Source organism: Streptomyces sp. NPDC036764 (genome assembly GCF_055609385.1).
Genome location: NZ_JBVJPT010000004.1, coordinates 89,817 through 106,483 on the forward strand (window position 1 = coordinate 89,817; position 16,667 = coordinate 106,483).

Annotated in this window: 14 protein-coding genes; 8 read left to right on the plus strand and 6 right to left on the minus strand. The window is 72.9% G+C overall.

What is annotated here, in order from left to right:
• Positions 1 to 148: 148 nt before the first annotated feature.
• The 3 genes from ACZ69Q_RS18600 (at position 149) to ACZ69Q_RS18610 (ending at position 4,476) form a co-directional block, all read left to right on the plus strand.
• Entirely contained in the window at positions 149 to 2,491 is a 2,343-nt protein-coding gene (locus tag ACZ69Q_RS18600; RefSeq protein WP_471042867.1) for a glycosyltransferase, read from the plus strand.
• A complete protein-coding gene (locus tag ACZ69Q_RS18605; protein WP_471042869.1) occupies positions 2,488 to 3,693 on the plus strand; it encodes an acyltransferase family protein in 1,206 nt (401 codons plus the stop codon). Before ACZ69Q_RS18600 ends, ACZ69Q_RS18605 begins: the two co-directional genes overlap by 4 nt.
• Before the next feature lie 135 nt (positions 3,694 to 3,828).
• Positions 3,829 to 4,476 carry an MSMEG_1061 family FMN-dependent PPOX-type flavoprotein gene (locus ACZ69Q_RS18610; protein ID WP_471042872.1) on the plus strand — a complete coding sequence of 216 codons (648 nt, stop codon included), beginning with the start codon at positions 3,829 to 3,831 and terminating at the stop codon, positions 4,474 to 4,476.
• 48 nt (positions 4,477 to 4,524) lie between these two features.
• On the opposite strand, the gene ACZ69Q_RS18615 is transcribed toward ACZ69Q_RS18610, so the two are convergent.
• Positions 4,525 to 5,589 (minus strand): MerR family transcriptional regulator, encoded by a 1,065-nt coding sequence (locus ACZ69Q_RS18615; protein ID WP_471042874.1) that lies wholly within the window; start codon positions 5,587 to 5,589, stop codon positions 4,525 to 4,527.
• Between the two features lie 130 nt (positions 5,590 to 5,719).
• Between ACZ69Q_RS18615 and ACZ69Q_RS18620 the strand changes: the two genes are divergently transcribed.
• The gene (locus ACZ69Q_RS18620; protein ID WP_471042876.1) at positions 5,720 to 6,592 is read left to right on the plus strand and encodes an ATP-grasp domain-containing protein; all 873 of its coding nucleotides are present in this window, start codon (positions 5,720 to 5,722) and stop codon (positions 6,590 to 6,592) included.
• 26 nt (positions 6,593 to 6,618) lie between these two features.
• Here ACZ69Q_RS18620 and ACZ69Q_RS18625 read toward each other — a convergent pair whose 3' ends face one another.
• Positions 6,619 to 7,698 (minus strand): hypothetical protein, encoded by a 1,080-nt coding sequence (locus tag ACZ69Q_RS18625; protein ID WP_471042877.1) that lies wholly within the window; start codon positions 7,696 to 7,698, stop codon positions 6,619 to 6,621.
• 217 nt (positions 7,699 to 7,915) lie between these two features.
• Between ACZ69Q_RS18625 and ACZ69Q_RS18630 the strand changes: the two genes are divergently transcribed.
• From ACZ69Q_RS18630 to ACZ69Q_RS18645, 4 genes are read left to right on the plus strand one after another with little or no spacing between them, the layout of a single operon-like run.
• Complete coding sequence (locus ACZ69Q_RS18630) at positions 7,916 to 9,148, plus strand: toll/interleukin-1 receptor domain-containing protein (RefSeq protein WP_471042878.1); 1,233 nt, start codon at positions 7,916 to 7,918, stop codon at positions 9,146 to 9,148.
• On the plus strand, positions 9,145 to 10,098 hold the full coding sequence (locus ACZ69Q_RS18635; protein ID WP_471042881.1) for an AAA family ATPase: 954 nt from the start codon (positions 9,145 to 9,147) through the stop codon (positions 10,096 to 10,098). The genes ACZ69Q_RS18630 and ACZ69Q_RS18635 overlap by 4 nt, the downstream gene beginning before the upstream one ends.
• The gene (locus ACZ69Q_RS18640) at positions 10,095 to 11,108 is read left to right on the plus strand and encodes a hypothetical protein (protein WP_471042884.1); all 1,014 of its coding nucleotides are present in this window, start codon (positions 10,095 to 10,097) and stop codon (positions 11,106 to 11,108) included. The genes ACZ69Q_RS18635 and ACZ69Q_RS18640 overlap by 4 nt, the downstream gene beginning before the upstream one ends.
• Positions 11,105 to 14,104 carry a tetratricopeptide repeat protein gene (locus ACZ69Q_RS18645; RefSeq protein ID WP_471042886.1) on the plus strand — a complete coding sequence of 1,000 codons (3,000 nt, stop codon included), beginning with the start codon at positions 11,105 to 11,107 and terminating at the stop codon, positions 14,102 to 14,104. The genes ACZ69Q_RS18640 and ACZ69Q_RS18645 overlap by 4 nt, the downstream gene beginning before the upstream one ends.
• Positions 14,105 to 14,113: 9 nt before the next feature.
• On the opposite strand, the gene ACZ69Q_RS18650 is transcribed toward ACZ69Q_RS18645, so the two are convergent.
• The 4 genes from ACZ69Q_RS18650 to ACZ69Q_RS18665 are packed head-to-tail and all read right to left on the minus strand — an operon-like array spanning position 14,114 to position 16,656.
• Positions 14,114 to 14,710, minus strand: a complete 597-nt coding sequence (locus tag ACZ69Q_RS18650) for a hypothetical protein (RefSeq protein ID WP_471042889.1) — start codon at positions 14,708 to 14,710, stop codon at positions 14,114 to 14,116.
• On the minus strand, positions 14,676 to 15,494 hold the full coding sequence (locus ACZ69Q_RS18655) for an FkbM family methyltransferase (RefSeq protein ID WP_471042890.1): 819 nt from the start codon (positions 15,492 to 15,494) through the stop codon (positions 14,676 to 14,678). Before ACZ69Q_RS18655 ends, ACZ69Q_RS18650 begins: the two co-directional genes overlap by 35 nt.
• Complete coding sequence (locus tag ACZ69Q_RS18660) at positions 15,491 to 15,733, minus strand: Trm112 family protein (RefSeq protein WP_471042893.1); 243 nt, start codon at positions 15,731 to 15,733, stop codon at positions 15,491 to 15,493. Before ACZ69Q_RS18660 ends, ACZ69Q_RS18655 begins: the two co-directional genes overlap by 4 nt.
• The gene (locus tag ACZ69Q_RS18665; protein WP_471043705.1) at positions 15,730 to 16,656 is read right to left on the minus strand and encodes a hypothetical protein; all 927 of its coding nucleotides are present in this window, start codon (positions 16,654 to 16,656) and stop codon (positions 15,730 to 15,732) included. The genes ACZ69Q_RS18660 and ACZ69Q_RS18665 overlap by 4 nt, the downstream gene beginning before the upstream one ends.
• Positions 16,657 to 16,667 lie beyond the last annotated feature (11 nt).

Genomic DNA, 16,667 nt, shown 5'->3' on the forward strand with positions numbered 1-16,667 from the left:
TGAACCCACCCATCTCCTTGGCGTGGGCACGTAAAGGCAATGAAGGCTTTACACCGGCGCAGGTGTGGTGTCACAGCGCTCGGTGAGGCTACTTGCACGTACCGACAAAAGGTCCTCCCCCCACATCCGAACAGGATCGGACCCATACATGCATACCGAACTGAGGCGCACACCAGCGCCCCGGAACGCTCCGGCCTGCCCGCCGGCCGACGGGCCGGCACAAGGCCATGTCCTCGCGGTCGGCACCCCCGGCCCCCGGCGCGAAAAGCTCACCCGCACCCTCGAATCCACCGGCTATGCCGTCACCCACGCCGTCCCCGGCGACGTGGACCGCAGCGTCCGGCAGGCCCCGCCCGACGCGATCGTCGCCCTCGACGACCCGGGCGGCGTCGACCAGGCCGTGGCGGTCGTACGGGAGATACGCACCGCACCCCGGGGCCAGGTCCTGCCACTCGTCATGGTCACCGCCGGCCGTGAACCCGCCGGTGTCGCCCGCCTGTTGCGCAGCGGCGCCGACGACTGCCTGCCGGAGGCCGCCGACCCGGTCGAACTGTCGGCCCGGATCGCCGCCAAGCTCCACCGCGTCCCGGTCCCCGTCGAACGGCTGGCCCTCGACCCCCGCACGGGCCTGTACTCCGCACCCCACTTCCGCGCCGAACTCGACCGCGAACTGCGCCGCCCCGGAAGCCGCGCGGGCCACCGCGAGGGGGTCCTCGCGGTGGTCGCCGTGGCCGAGGCGGACGCGCTGGAGGAACGCTTCGGGGCGCGGGTGCGCCGCGAGGTCGCCGAACGCCTCGCCGCCGTCGCCGAACGGCTCGGCAACGGCAGCTCCCGGCTCGGCCGGGACGAGGAGGGGCGGCTGCTCGTCCTCATGCCAGGCGTGGACGAGGAGACGGCCCGGCGCGCGCTGACGGAGTTCGCGACGACCGTGGCCGGTACCCGGTTCGTCGTCGCCGACGAGAACGTACGGCTGACCCCGGCCGTCGGCTGGCTCCCGCTCGCCGATGCCGACGGCCGCGCGGTCGAGCGGGCCGGTGACGCCGTCGCCGAGGCACTGCGCCACCGCGACCTGCGTCCCGTCCGCTACGAGCCGTGGATGCGGACCACCGCCCCGCGCCGCGGCACCCGGAAGTTCGTACGCCCCCTCCTGCTGGCCCTCTCGCCGCTGCTCACGCTGCTGATCGGCGTCGGCGTGCCGTTCGCGCTGTACGAGCAGACGTACGCGGCGCTCGGCTGGGACATCGCCTCGCCGGTGTACTGGGTCGTGGTGACCGGGCTCGTCCTGTCCGCCGGGCTGATCCTCCTCGAATGCCTCTTCTCGCTCGACGCGCCGGCCCGGCCCGCCGCGCCCGCCCAGCCGTACCCGCCGGCGAGCGCGGTGATCGCCGCGTATCTGCCGAACGAGGCGGCGACGATCGTCGACACGGTGGAGTCCTTCCTGCGCCTCGACTACCCCGGCGACCTGGAGATCGTCCTCGCCTACAACACGCCCCACGCGCTGCCGGTCGAGGAGACCCTGCGCGACATCGCCCGCCGCGACCGGCGGTTGGTGCTTCTCCCGGTGCCCGGCAGCACCTCCAAGGCGCAGAACGTCAACGCCGCCGTCTCGCGGGTGCGCGGCGAGTTCGTCGGCATCTTCGACGCCGACCACCACCCGGCGCCGGACGCCTTCCGGCACGCCTGGGACTGGCTGTCGAACGGGTACGACGTCGTCCAGGGCCACTGTGTGATCCGCAACGGCGACAGCTCCTGGGTGGCCCGGCAGGTGGCCGCCGAGTTCGAGGCGATCTACGCCGTCAGCCACCCCGGCCGCACCCGCCTGTACGGCTTCGGCATCTTCGGCGGCTCCAACGGCTTCTGGCGCACCGATCTGCTGGCCCGCACCCGGATGCACGGCTCGATGCTGACCGAGGACATCGACTCGACGCTACGCGCGTTGACGGAGGGCGCGCGCATCGCCACCGACCGGACGCTGATCTCCCGCGAGTTGGCGCCGACCCGCCTCAAGCCCCTGTGGAACCAGCGCTCGCGGTGGGCCCAGGGCTGGCTTCAGGTGTCACTGCGGCACCTGGGCCGGGCACTGCGATCGCCGTCCTTCACCCGTCGCCAGAAGGCGGGACTCGTCGTCCTGCTGGGCTGGCGCGAGGTGCAGCCGTGGCTGTCCCTCCAGATCCTGCCGATCCTGCTGCACTCCGCGATCCGCGCGGGCGGAGCGGACCGGATCGACTGGGCCACCCCGGCCTGCCTGCTCGCCTTCGCCTTCACGCTCTCGGCCGGACTGGTGCAGACGGCGTTCGCGGGCCGGCTCGCCCTGCCCGAACTGCGGGACAGACGCGGCTGGTTCTGGCGCCACGCACTGGTCTCGACGGTCTTCTACACCCACTTCAAGAACGTCGTCGCCCGCCAGTCGCACCTCAAGGAACTGCTGGGAGACCGACGTTGGCGGGTCACCCCCCGCACGGCGGCGGCCAAGGCGGTGGGGCAGGAATGAGCAGCAGCACCCGCCGCCTCGAACTCCAGGGCTTCCGGGGCGTGGCCGCCCTCAGCACGGTCGTCTTCCACGTCTGGCAGCAGTACTACGTGTACGACGCGCAGGGCGCCCACCCGCCGGTCGACAACCCCTACCTCGGGGCGCTGATCTCCCTGGAGGTCATCGACCTGTTCTTCGTCATGTCGGCGTACCTGCTGACGCTCTCCTACGCCCGCGCCGCGATCGACGGCGTCGACCGGACCCGCCCGGCGGCGGACTTCCTCTTCCGCCGCGCGACACGCATCCTCCCGCTCTACTTCCTCGCGGTGCTCCTGGTCTGGTCCCTGCGCAACCCGTCCCTCCCCGGCGACTGGCGCGACCTGCTGGAACACCTCACGTTCACGCATGTCTTCGACCAGCAGCGCATCTTCTACACCCTGGGCCCGACCTGGTCGCTCTCCCTGGAGATCGCGTTCTACCTCACCCTGGTAGCCGTCGGCCCGCCGGCGATCCGCGCCTGCCGCCGCCTGCGCACGCGGCGAGCCCGGGTGGCCCTGTGCGCGGCGGGCTGCGCGGCGCTCTACCTGGCCCCGCTCGCCTGGATCGCCGTCGCCCACCACGCCCTGGACATCCCGCACACCAACTGGCCCGTGTACTTCGGCCCCCAGGCCCGCCTCGGCGGCTTCGCGGCCGGGATGTTCCTGGCGGTGCTGCTGGTGGCGCTGGGCGAACGGGGCCGGATCAGTGCCCGCGCGGCGACGGCGACGGCGGTGACGGCGGCGGCCGGCCTGTACGCCCTGTCGTACTACTCCACCCCCGAGAACACCTGGCACACCTACTACCACCCCCTCGCCGCACTCCTCTGGTTCGCCCTGCTCTACGCCACCCTCCACATCCGCACGACGGCCCACCCCCGCTGGCACGGCGTGCTGCGCGCCCGATGGCTGACGGGCGTCGGCCTGGTCAGCTACAGCCTCTACATCTGGCACGAACCCCTGATGCTGGCCCTGTACGACACCGGCGCCCTGCCCCGCTCCCAGGCGGCGTTCCCGCTGGCGGCGGCACTCGTGGTCGCAGCCGGGGTACTCCTGGCGACCGTCAGCTACTGGGCGGTCGAATACCCGGGAAGCCTCCTCGCCGCCCTACGGGACAAGAAGGGCCGCCCCCGGGATTTCTATCCGGAGCCGACCCCACAGCCACAGCCGGAGCCCGCGCTGCGGTGACCCGTCCGCATCTCGATACGCCGCTGCCCGCCCGTCTCCGGGCCAGGGCAGCGGCGTGCGGGCGACCCGTGCGGGGGTCATTGAGACTGCCCCGCCCGCGCGGGAACGCTCCCCGTGTCCTGGACCCGCAGGGCTATGATCACCAGAGTGGATGACACTCCGATACCCCGAGCTCTGACCAGTGAGGCGCAACTCCGGGAGTTGTACGCGGATCCGGGCGAGCGGGCGGTACGCAAAGAACTCGACCACATCGACGAGATGTCGCGCCGCCTCATCGCGGTCTCGCCCGTGGTGTTCGTCGCCACCAGTGATGCCGATGGCCGCTGTGACGTGGCCCCGCGTGGCGGCACCCCCGGTTTTGTCACGGTCCTCGACGAGCGTCATGTGGTGATTCCGGACGCGACCGGGAACAACCGGCTGGACGGCTATCGCAACATCCTGGCCAACGGGCACGCCGGGCTCAACTTCGTCATCCCCGGCCGGGACACGACGCTCCGTGTCAACGGCGCAGCCTGGATCACGGCCGACGAAGATCTGCTGGCGCGGCTGACCCCGGTCGGCAAGCCGCCGAAGACCGCGCTGGTCGTGCGGGCCGACGAGGTGTACGTGCACTGTGCCAAGGCGTTCGTGCGGTCGAAGATCTGGCGCCCCGAGGCCTGGCCGCGCAAGGAGGAGCAGCCGACGCCGGCCGAGGTCGCCCTGGCTCATCAGCGCGACCCCGACCTGACGCTCGCCGAGGTCGAGCAGGATCAGCGTGACTCCCTCCTGCACCGACTGGCCTGAATCCGTCCGCCGCGGCGAGCGCGTGGCACGCGGCTCAGGGGGCGTTTCTCAGGCCGCCGGCTCCACCACGTCCGCCACCACACAACTGACGTTGTCCGGGCCGCCGGCCTCGTTCGCCGCTGCGATGAGGGTGTGTACGGCGGTGTCCGGGGACGGGGCGGCGGCGAGGAGGCGGCGGATGCGGGTGTCGGGGACGACGCGGGAGAGGCCGTCGGAGCACAGGAGGTAGCGGTCGCCGGGTTCGGTGTCTTGAAGGCGCATGTCCGGGGTGGCGGTCGGGGTCAGGGCCTTGAGCAGCAGCATCCGCTGAGGGTGGGTCGTGGCCTCCTCCGGTGTCAGCCGGCCCTCGTCGACCAACGACTGGACCACCGTGTGGTCGTCGGTGATACGGAACAGGGCGCCGTCGCGCAGCAGATAGGCGCGGGAGTCGCCGATGTGGACCAGGGCCAGCCGGGAGCCCGTCCACAGCAGTGCGGTCAGGGTCGTACCGGCGTCCTCCCCGGCGCCGTCCACCGCGTCGCGTACGGCCTCCGTCGCGCCCCGCACCGCGTCGTCCAGCAGGTTCAGGACGTTGCCCGCGGGAGCCTCGGCCGTGTCCAGGACGCGCAGCGCGTCCACGGCCGCGCTGCTCGCGGGCAGGCCCGTCGGCCCGAAGCCGTCGGCGACCGCGAGCAGCCGTGAGCCCGCGTAGGCGGTGTCCTGGTTGGCGGGGCGGACCAGGCCCCGGTCCGAGTGGGCGCAGTAGCGCAGTTCCAGCATGGTGGTGTCCTTCCTCGGTGCAGCGGACAGTTCCCTGACGAGGAACCCGGCGAGATCCCGCCGCGCGGCCGTCTCCGCCTCCACCTGCGCCCAGTAGGCGCGGATCTCACGGGCGGCGTCGGCCGGTGGCAGCGCGCACACCTGACGGATCCGGGCCAGCGGCATCCCCAGCCGCCGCAGCCACGCCACCAGCCTGGCCCGCTCGAGCTGTGCGACGGCGTAGTACCGGTACCCGGTGTCCGGGTCGACCCGGCCGGGCTTCAGCAGAGCCAGCTCGTCGTACAGCCGCAGCGCCTTCGGTGACAGCCGGCAGGCCTTGGCGAACGCCCCGATCGTCAGCATGTCCTCGCGCATCGCATCCCCTCCGGTTCCTCGCACCGATGCTGTGGCTTCACCGAAGGTGAAGGTCAAGCGGCCTGTCCCGGTTCCGGAGGCGCTTGTTAATCTGCGCATCGCACAACCGTCCGACGTGGAGGAGCCCGGCGTGCCCCGCACAGCCCTCGTCACCTGCCGCCCCGGCCCCCGGATCAGCGTCGATCGCGACCTCCCCGTGCTGGCTCGGGCCCTGACGGAGGCCGGGGCCGAGGCCGACATCGTGCACTGGGACGACGACACGGTCGACTGGAGCGGCTACGACCTCGCCGTCATCCGCTCCACCTGGGACTACTCCTGGCGCGCGGCCGAGTTCCTGGCGTGGGCGGAGCGCTGCGGCAAGGCCACCCGGCTCGCGAACCCGGCCGGCGTGGTGCGCTGGAATGCCGACAAGCGCTACCTCGGCGACCTCGCCGCGGCCGGGGTGCCCGTCGTGCCCACCCGCTACCTCGCCCCAGGCGACCCCGCCGAGCTCCCGGCCGACCACGAGTACGTCGTCAAGCCCACCTCCGGCGCGGGCGCCCGGTTCGCCGCCCGCTACACGCCCGACGAACACGAGACGGCCGTACGGCAGGTCACGCGCATGCACGCGGAGGGGTTCACGGCGATGGTGCAGCCCTACGTCGAGAGCATCGACGTCAGCGGTGAACGGGCGATCCAGTTCTTCGGCGGCCGCCTCCTGCACGCCGGCCGCAAGGGCGCCGTCCTCACCCCGGGCACGCCCTACGACGAGCGCAAGGTCGCCCACCCCGGCCTGGAACCCTGGACCGCGACCCCGGCGGAACTCGCCGTCGCCGAGCGCGCCCTGGCCGCCGTACCCGAGGCCGCCGAGCTGCTGTACGCGCGCGTGGACCTCGTCGACGGCGAGGACGGGCAGCCCCGGGTCATGGAACTGGAGCTGGTCGAGCCGAACCTCTTCCTGTGGCTGCACCCCGGGTCCCTGCCGCGCGTGGTGGAGGCGATCCTGGCGGCGGCCGCGCGGTAACCGCTCGGCCCGTCAAGACCGGCCCGTCAAGACCGTTCGGTCGTCGGGCCGGACCCGGGGGGCTGCGCGGGCGGGTCAGGCGCCGCTCCCGAGCGCAGGCGCTCGAAGACGAGGTCAAAGGTGAAACCTGCGCTGAACCCCAGCGGCAGGGTGAAGAACAGGAGCCTGCGCACGTCGAGTTCGTCGAGCAGCGAGGGCACCGTGAGCAGTTGGGACGCCACGTACAGCAGAACGGAGACGACCCCGGCCCCCAGTCCCCGTACCGCGGACCTGGGCCACTGATCGGCCGTCTCGAAGGAACTGCGGATCACGGCACCGGCCATGGCCGCCAGCAACGGCGTCACCACCAGCACCCCGAGCCGGCGGCCGGTCGCCGGGCCGGGCTCCCCGGCGAGCGCGAACCCCAGCAGCGAGCACACCAGTAGCAGCAGGGCCACCGTCAGGCCCAGACCGGTGGACAGTGCGGCCCGGCGCGCGGTGCGGTCGCGTTCCCGCAGCCACCGCGCGCGGCGCTGCCGCTGGAGGTTCAGGCACTCGACGAGCCGCCGGGCGGAGTCGGGCCGCCAATCCTGCCCGAGGAGGGTGATGTCGTCGTCGGTCGTGTCGTTGCGGACCTTGTCGAGGTTGACCCACACCTGGCCCGCCCCGCCGCCGAACGCGGCGACCGGGAGCACCGGGATGCGCTGCGACAAGGCGATGACCCCGGCCACCCGGGTCGACTGGCCGCCGCCGACGAGCAGCACCGCGTCGCAGGTCATCAGCGTCCGGTAGAAGGAGACCTCCCACTCCGGGCCGGTGTCCCGCACCGTGTGCACCGCCACCGCACTGCCCTGCGGCAGGCCGAAGTCGGCCTCGCGGTGCCGCGGAACGTGCGCGAAGACCGTGCCGTCCTCCTGGGCGTACCCGTGGACGACGTCGTACTCGACGTACTTCGGCTTCGCGGAGAACACGGCGAGGTCGTAACCGGCCAGGGAGAGTTGACGGCCCAGCTCGCGGCAGGCGGCGGGGGCGGTCCCGGGGTGCTTCAGTTCGGGTGAGAACGCGCGCTCGGCGTCGACGCTGCCGACGATCGCGACGACCGGGCGTGCTCTGTCGGGCGACACCATTGCCCCGCTTCCCCGCCTTCCCCTCGACGGTGATCCGCTGCCTTCGGGAGGCTTTCCGGCCGCTGAGCCGGTCACACGTGAATGCCGTATTTACGGACCGTCAATTCGTCGACATAGAGCCGAGTTGACCTATGTCCCTATCACCTGTCAACCTCTCCGTCCTACAGGGACGGCTTGAGTCCCTATTGGGCACGTGCGGCAGGACGGTCAGTGGTCGATGGCGATCACCTTCATCAGTCACAGCTCGGCGAAGACCGAAGAGGACCAGGCGAACGCCGATTCGGTGCGGGCGGAACTCAGAAAAAGGCTGCCGGACTTCGGCTGGGAGGTCCGCGTGGACGACGACCTGCCGGCCGGCACGGAATGGCGGTCCGACCTCTACGAATGGCTCTCGGACTGTGACGCGGCCGTCGTCCTGGTGAACCGGGACGGGCTGGCGTCGACCTGGCTCAGGCGCGAGGTCGAGGTCCTCTGGTTCCGGCGGTCGGTGGGGTCGCCCCTGACCATAGTTCCCGTGCTGCTGAAGGGGCTCACCGCGCGGGAGCTGCGGCACTCGGAGATGTCCCGGCTCGCCGATCTGCAGTGCATCCTCCAGGAGGACACGGAGGGGGCGGGTCTGGTCTCACGGATCGTCGAACGCCTGGGTGACCTGGGCGGGCGCGCGGACACCCCGGCGAAGCGCTCCATGACCACCAAGATCGAGCACTGTCTGCACGAGGTGACCGACCGGTTCAGGCTGCGGGCCATGGCCCACGCACTCGGCTCCGAGGGGGACTGGCGGTTTCCCACCGCGGCGGAGGAACGCCGCCACATCGCACACCACTGCCTGGAACCGGTGCCCACCACCAAGCTGCCGTCGGCGGTGAGCGAGGTCGAGTTCCTCCTCGCGCTGGACCGGCTCGACGGGCTCATCAGCCTGCTGCTGCCCACCTGGATCGACCCGGTCGCCGTACAGCTCCTGCTTCCCGGGGACGGCCAGGTGGTCGCCACCCTGGCCGGGCGCCGGGCCGACACGGCCAGGCAGCACATCGCCCGCGCCTCGTACTCCTGCGGCCGCTACCGGGCCGAGGCCGTCTCCCTCGTGGCGGGCGAGGCACAGGACGCGGAGCACATGGAGGCCTGTCTGGCGGCGGTGCGGGCCCTCCTGTGGTCGGACGACGAGAACGACCCGCCCTTGGAGGGCCATGTGCTCTTCCTCGTCATCGACCCCGCCGGCTGCGAACTCGGCGCCGTCGGCCAACTGGTGCACCGCCTGACCGGGCGATTCGACTGGCTCAACATCGTCGTCCTCACCGACGAGTCCGACCCCGTGGACCTGGGCCCGCAGCCCGCCCGCACCCTGCACATCCCGCTGCAACCCCGTGCCGAGCGGCAGGCGGAGCGCACCGACCGGGCGCTGGCCGGCATCCGCGCCTCGCACTCAGGCCGCGGAAAGGGGCAGGCGTCGTGATCAGTGAGCCGATCCCGCCGCAACCGACCGCGCGCAACGCCCCTGACCGCCCCGACGGGCGGGCATACGTCGTACGCGGCGACCTCGACCTGGCCGTCGACATCGCCCGGGCCACCGGACGGCCGCTGCTGCTGCGCGGCGACCCGGGCTCGGGCAAGTCGTCGTTCGCCGCGCACGTGGCGTGGCTGAACGGCTGGGCCTACCACGAGCACGTGGTGACCTCCCGCACCCAGGCACCGGACCTGCTGTGGTCCTTCGACCATGTGCTGCGGCTGGCCGACGCCCAGGCCCAGCGGCTCAAGCCCATCGACGCGTACGTGGAACCCGGTGTGCTGTGGAAGGCGTTCGCGCCGCGCTCCGCCCGCGACCACGCGTTGCGCGCCCGCGCCCACCGCCTGCCCCGGCCCCGCGGCCGGCGTCCGGTCCGCAAGGACACCGCCGACCTGTGCGCGCAGTCCGTCGTACTGATCGACGAGATCGACAAGGCGGACCCCGAACTGCCCAACGGGCTGCTCGTCCCGCTCGGTTCACGCCGCTTCACCCTCTCCCAGACCAGCCGGGACATCGAGCCCGAGGACGACGCCAAGGCGCTCGTGGTGATCACCACCAACGAGCAGCGCGAGCTGCCCGAGGCGTTCCTGCGCCGCTGTCTGGTCGTCAAGCTCGAACACCCCGAACCCGAGGAGCTGGTCGAGGTCGCCCGCACCCATGTGGACGCCTACGACGGCCCCTTCACGGATGCCGACCGGCTGCTCGCGCAGGAACTGGCGGAGGTGGTGCGGCAACTGCGCGAGGACGCCGAGCGCAGGGCGCACCGCAAGCCCAGCACCGCCGAGTTCCTGGACGCCTTCCATGCCTGCCGGCAACTGGGCATCCGGGTCGAGGACAGCGACGAACGCTGGCGGACACTGCGCCGGATGGCCCTGCTGAAGCAGGACAACGTGGCGTGAGCGCACACGTCCCCCAGATCTGGCTGGCCGACCTGGCCAGGGCCCTGCACGCCGCGGGCGACGATCCCGCCCGGCAGGACCGGGCCGCCCGGATGCTCGGCTTCCGACCGCAGGCACCGTCGCCCGCACTCCGGCCGGTCCCGGCGGGCGGCGCGCCCGCGCACCCTCCGCCGGCCGCGGACCCGCCGCCCTCCCCGCCCCCGCGCTTCCCCGGTGACACCACCGTCCCGCCCGGCCCACCGCCATCGGACATCGAGCCCAGGCGGTACGAGGGACGGACCCGCACAGGCGGTCCGCCCGTACTGGAGCCCGTCGCGCACGAGGCCCCCGACCTCACCGACTGGGCCGCCGTCTCCTCCCTCGACCAGGTGACCGACCGTCACCTCACCGCCCGGCCGCCGCTGGAGCCGCTGCTCACCGAGCGCTCCTCCACCGCGATCCTCAACGCCGCCCTGACCACCCTGGTCCGCGACGACGGCGAACCGGACATCGACGCCCTCGTCGAGGCCTTCGCCCGGGGCATCCCCCTCACCCGGCTGCCCCGGGCGCCCCGCCCCACTCTCCGCTTCGGCGTGCAGGTCCTGGTCGACCAGGGCGACGGCATGCAGCCGTACCGGCGTGACCAGCATGAACTCGCCCGCCGGATCACCGGTCTGGTCGGCGCCGAACTCACCCAGATCCGCTACTTCGCCGACGCGCCGAACCGGGGCACGGGCCCGGCCTCCCCGCGCACCTGGCAGCCCTACCGGCCACCCAGTCCCGGAACCCGCGTGCTGCTCGTCTCCGACCTCGGCGTCGGCGGGCCCATGCTGCATCCGCGGCGCGCCTCGGTCGCCGAGTGGTACCAGGTGTGCCACGAGATCGTCCGGGCCGGCTGCACGGCCCTGGCGCTGGTGCCCTACCCGGTCACCCGGGTGCCCGCGGAACTGACCCCGCTGCTGTCCGCCCTCACCTGGGACCGGACCACGACGGTGAGCACGGTGGCCGCGCTGGTGGGACGCCGGCGGTGACCGTGACACGCGACCGGCAGGCCCTCGACGCGGTCGAGAAGCTGGCGACCGCGCTCAGCGTGGCGGTGCGTGTGGAGCCCGAACTGATCCGGGCGGTGCGGTTGGAACTGTTCCCGCGGTTCGGCGTGGAGACCGAGTCCGAGCTGTGGTTCAGCGGACTCGTCCGCGCCCAGGGGCCCACGGGTCTCGTCTTCGACACCGGCGAGCGCCGCCGGCTCCAGGTGCGTCTGGAGCGATGGCTGCGGCAGCAACGGCAGCACCCGGACGCCCCGGTCCACTCCCTGTGGCGCATCGTCCAGCGCGTACACGCCGACCTGTCCCCGGCCCTCCTGCTGGAGGAACAGGTCACCTGGCTCGCCGTGTCCGGACGGCACCGTGAGATCGACGATGCCCTGGCCCCGGCGTTCAAGGCGATCACCCAGCAGAACCGCGACGGCGTCGGACAGTGGCTTGCCTCGGCCTGGGACCGGCTGCCGCCGGCGGTCCAGGACTCGCCCATGGGCTGGCAGCTCGCCCAGGCCGCCCGCCCCCGGTTCCGCGCCCGGCGCTTCCCGTTCGGCGTCGAACGGGCCCCGCTGCCCGCCCGGCAGCTCGGCGACCTCGCCCGCGTCCTCGACGACATCCTGATCACCGTACGCAGGGACGGCGACGAGCTGGAGATCGACGGGCGGACGGTCGACCCCGAGGCCGCCGCAGGCGTGCCACCGGGTACCTACGCCCTCCCGGTGCCCGACACGGCTCCGCGCGTGCTGACCCTGCTGGCCGGCGGCTCGCGCACACGGGACGAGGACCTGTCCGTGCCGGGGGCCTGGCAGATCCGCGTCCACGTCGGTCCCGGACCGGTCCTGCTGCGCTGCGCCCGCGGCCATGTGTACGAGCTGCCGGAGCGGACCGTACCGGTGCGCGAGGTGAGACCGGCCGGGAGATTCCTCGGGATCTCGGTGGCCCGGTACGACGACGAACGGCTGCCGCCGCTGAACCAGTCGCCCGACCTGTGCCGCGAGGTGGGTGCCGCGTTCGGCGACACCTACGCCAAGGAGTTCCTCGCCGACCCGTCCCTCGCGGCCGTCACCGAGCGGCTGACACGGCTGTCGGCGCAGCGGCACGACGGGCCGCTGGTGGTGTACGTCCGCGGGTACGCGGTACAGGGCAGGGGCGGCCCGCAGATCGCCTTGCGCGACAGCGATCCCCAGCGACCGGACACCTTCCTGACCGGCGAGGACCTCTGCCTCCTCGCGAACGAGTCGGGCGCCGACCAGGTACTCGTACTGCTCGACAGCGTTCGGCCGCCGGGCAGCGGCCAGAACTGGGGCTACGGGCCGCTGGCCAGGACGCTGAGAACGGCGAGCTGGACGGGCCAGATCTCCGTCCTCGTGCCCCACGGCACCGGATGGGACAGGCTCTTCGGCTCCTGGCTGGTACGGCTGCTGCGGCACGGTCCGGACGCCGGACCCCAGGGCTGGGGCTGGTCGCCCCGGGACCGGTTCATCACCGGCGGTGAACTCATGCGGGCCGTCGCCGTGGACTGGCCGGGTGACTATCCGTCGACACCGCGGAACTTCGCCACGGGCGTGCCGCGCGAGCTGCTGCCCAACCCCCGTTACGCCCTGCGGGACTTCCCGGACGACCTGAACCCCGCCGACTTCGGGGAGGCCTACGCACAGGAGGCCGCCGCGTTTCTCGGCGAGGTGATCAGGGACAGCGCCACCTCGCCGCAGATCCGGGACCGCGCCGTGTCCAACATGCTGCTGCTCGGCCCGGACCGGGGCGTCGAGGCCGCCGTCGCCCTGGACGACCTGGCGGAACGATTCTCGGCGGCGGGGCGCAGGTCCGACGCGGTCGCCGCGCACCAGCAGGCGATCGACCTGCTCCGGCCGCTCGCCGGGCAGTGGCCCGACAGCGCGCTGCCGGCGCTGGGTTCCGCGCTGTACGGCCTCGCCGGCCGGCTCGCCGACGCCTACCGCTGGGCGGAGGCGCGGCCGTTCGCCGAGGAGGCGGTCGCCCTGCGCCGCCGGCTGGCCGAAACCCGGCCGGACCAGCGACCCCGGTTGGCCGAGAGCCTGCACCTGTGGTCCCTCGTCCTGCGGGGTGCCGGTCTGCACGACGCCGCCCTGGACGCGGGCGTCGAGGCCGCCGACCTGTTCGGCCGGCTCACCGCCGACGATCCGGACACGCACCGCTCGGCGCTGGCCGTCTGCCTCAGCAGCCTCGCCAACCGCTACGGCGAGGTCGGCCGGCCGCAGCACGCCCTGACGGCCGCGGTCCGGGCGGAGGCCATCCGGCGGGCCCAGGCCGAGGCCGACCCGCGGGCCCGCGCCGACCTGGCCCGGAGCCTGCACGTGCGCTGGTACTGGGAGCGTCTGCTCGGGCACGTGGACACGGCGCACGCCACGATGACCGAGTGCGTGAGCATGCGCCGGGAACTGGCCGCGCGGCGACCCGAGGCCCACCGCTCCAAGTACGCGGAGAGCCTCAACTGCCTCGCCGTCAGCCTCGCGGACCTGGGGCACGTCAACCGCGCGATGGCCCCTGCCCGCGAAGCCGTCTCGATCTACCGGGAACTCGTCGCCGGGGGCGCCGTCGACCTGCGTCAACCCCTCGCCCGTACCCAGCGCAACCTCTCCCTCTGGCTCTGCGCCCTCGGCCGGTCCGCCGAGGCCGTGTCGGCGGCGTCCGACGCGGTGAGCCATTACCGCGAGCTGGAGGCCGAGCAGAGGGGCCTGCACCGCGCCGACCTGGCGGACGCCCTGGAGATGTGGTCCGGGGCCCTGGACCAGCTCGGCGAGGGCAGACCGAGAGCGCTCGACTCGGCCCGCCAGGCGGTCGCGCTCTACCGCGAGCTGTTCGCCGCCGAACCGGACAAGTACCGGCGGGCCCTGGCTCGCAGCGTCAACACCCTGTCGATCCGTCTCGACGCGCTCGGCCGGTCGCAGGAGGCGGCACGTCTGCGCGCTGAGGTGCGCGACATCGTCTCCGGCGCGGCGCCCGGGTTCTGACCGCCCTGACTAGCGGACCGCGACCCGCTGCAACAACCCCCAGGTGAACTCGGCCACCACTTCGTGCCGCACACCCCCCTCGTCCGGCGCCGTGAACGCCAGGCCCCATCGCGTGGGGGCCGTGCCCTCCAGCGGACGGGCGGGGGCGAAGGCGCGGGACGCCTCGTCGACCGTGCAGGACCAGGGAGCGAGATCGGCGAGGGTGTGCAGGGGCGGGGGCTGGGCGCCGGGGGCGCGGACCAGCCACTCGTTCCACACCGCGCCGTTCGGGGCGAGCAGCACCTCGAAGCGCAGCCCGGGCCAGAGCGGCAGCGGCCACAGCCATGCCTCGCACTCCAGGTCGCCCACCTTGCGGGTGACGACCGACTCGGGCGCGCCCAGCACCGACCGGTACCGGGAGGCGGCGGCGCGCGCCCGGGGGGACCGGACCATCGCCTGCCACCGCTTGTTCGCCTCGCGCATCTCGGCGAGGGAGACGCCCAGTTCACGGCGGGCGTCCTCCACCAGGTCCGGATTGTGGTCGGCCATGCGGCGCAGCAGCACCAACTGGAAGTCGAGCGGGGTGAAGGGGCTAGCGGGCGGCTTTGCGGAGGGCATGCGATCCATGGTCGCGCACCGGCCGGGCGGGCCGGCGGCCGTCCGGGAGGAAGAGGACGGAGTTGACGTAGCGCGGGCCCCGGAACGGCAGGACCCGGCGGAGCAGTCCCTGGGAGGCGACGTACGACGCCTGCGCCTGGTGTGCCTCCAGCGGGAAGGACGCCAGCGGCACCCAGGAGCTGCCGGGCAGTACCCAGCCGTCGTAGCGCAGCAGGGACAGGTATGTCACCACCGGGGCGATCGGCTGGATGCGGGACTCCAGCTCCACGAAGAGCGCAGGGCGGTCGCGGGCCAGGATGCCCGTCGCGCCGCGCAGCACCTTCAGCTCGTTGCCGTCCACGTCGACCTTGATGAAGCCGACGTCCTTGAGGCCGAGGTCGTCGAGGGCGACGCACGGGACGTGCAGGGCGCGGGCGTGGATGTCCCGGCGGACCAGCGACGACACACCCCGGTCGCCGGAGTCGCCCGGCGGCAGCCACAGGCGGGCCGTGCCGGGGCGGTCGGAGGCGGCGGCCTGGATCACGCGCACGTTCGGCGGGGTCCCCGCAGCGAGGAGCCGCGCCAGATGGGGGACCGGTTCCACGGTCACCACCTGCCGTGCGCGTCTGCGCAGCCGGTGCGTCCAGGGGCCGTACCAGCCGCCGACGTCGACCGCCGTGCCGCAGTCGGGCGGGCACAGGTCGGCGAGCCGGGCCAGCTCCGGTTCGAAGCGCGGATAGACGGCCCGGGCGGTCGCCGCGACCAGCCTCACCGGCAGGAACGGGGCCAGGCGCGCCGCCATCGTCCTGGTCATGGGGCCATCCGTTTGAGGAGTTCCTCGTGTTCGTCGTCGGAGACCTGCTGTCCGGAGGCCGGCAGCAACTGCGGAATGCCGTCGATGATCGGGTAACGGCGGTGCAGGCGCGGGTTGTACAGCGCCTCGGCCGCGTCCTCGGCGCCCTCGTCGGCCGGGGCGTCCGGCACGACGAGGTGCAGCGGCCCCTTGTCGAGCGGGCAGGCCAGGATCCGCAGGAGCGGGTCGTCGGGTTTCATGGTGGTGTCAACTCCTTGGCACCGATGGAGGGTTGCGAGGATGGTGCGGGCTGCGGGTCGTGCCGGGGCATCGACATCAGCACGGTCAGGGCGAGCGCCGTACCCGCCACCCGCAGCGCCAGCCGCAGCGGGTCCTCGGGCAGTGCCTCGCCGAACGACAGCGTGCCGAGCACGGCCGTGTACACGCACGTCACCGTCGTGCACACCGGCACGATCAGCGAGGCCCGGCAGCGTTGCAGCGCCGCCTGCGACATCACCAGCCCGAACGCGCCGGTGAAGAGCAGGAGATACGGGTACGGCGAACGCAGCAGCCCGAGCACCGCGCCGCCCACCCCGCTGGTCGTCAGATGGCTCGACACCCCCTTGATCGCGAGGGAGCTGACCCCGTACAGCAGCCCTACGGCCACGCCGTACTCGACGCCGGTCGTCGGCAGCCGGTGCCGGTGCCGGGCCCTGCGCTCGGCGGAGCCGTACAGCCACACGCCCGCCGCCAGCGACGGCACGCACACCAGCAGGATCAGCGGGTACGGGGCGGCCTGCCCGACCGTCTCCCCGCCGTCGGGCCCTTCCCGCAGCGACAGCACGACCATCAGCAGCGCGGCGAGGATCGCGCCGAGCGCGTACCGCTCCCGTCCGCTGGTCTGCTCGCCCAGCAGCCGCGCGGACAGCAGCACGAGCAGCACGAGGCCGGAGACGAAGATGCCCTGCGCGGCGGCGATCGGCAGGGTGCGGTAGACCACGAGCTGGGCGGCGAACCCGGCGGCGAGGGCCACGGAACCCCCGATCCACAGCGGGCTGCCGAGCACCAGTCGCAGCAGCCGCGCGGGTTGCCGGATCGTCACCTCCGGCAGGGCGGTGAGCGCCCGTTTCTCCAGGACGAAACCGAGGCTGTACAGGGTGTTCGCCATCAGCGCCGCGGCCACTCCCCACCACA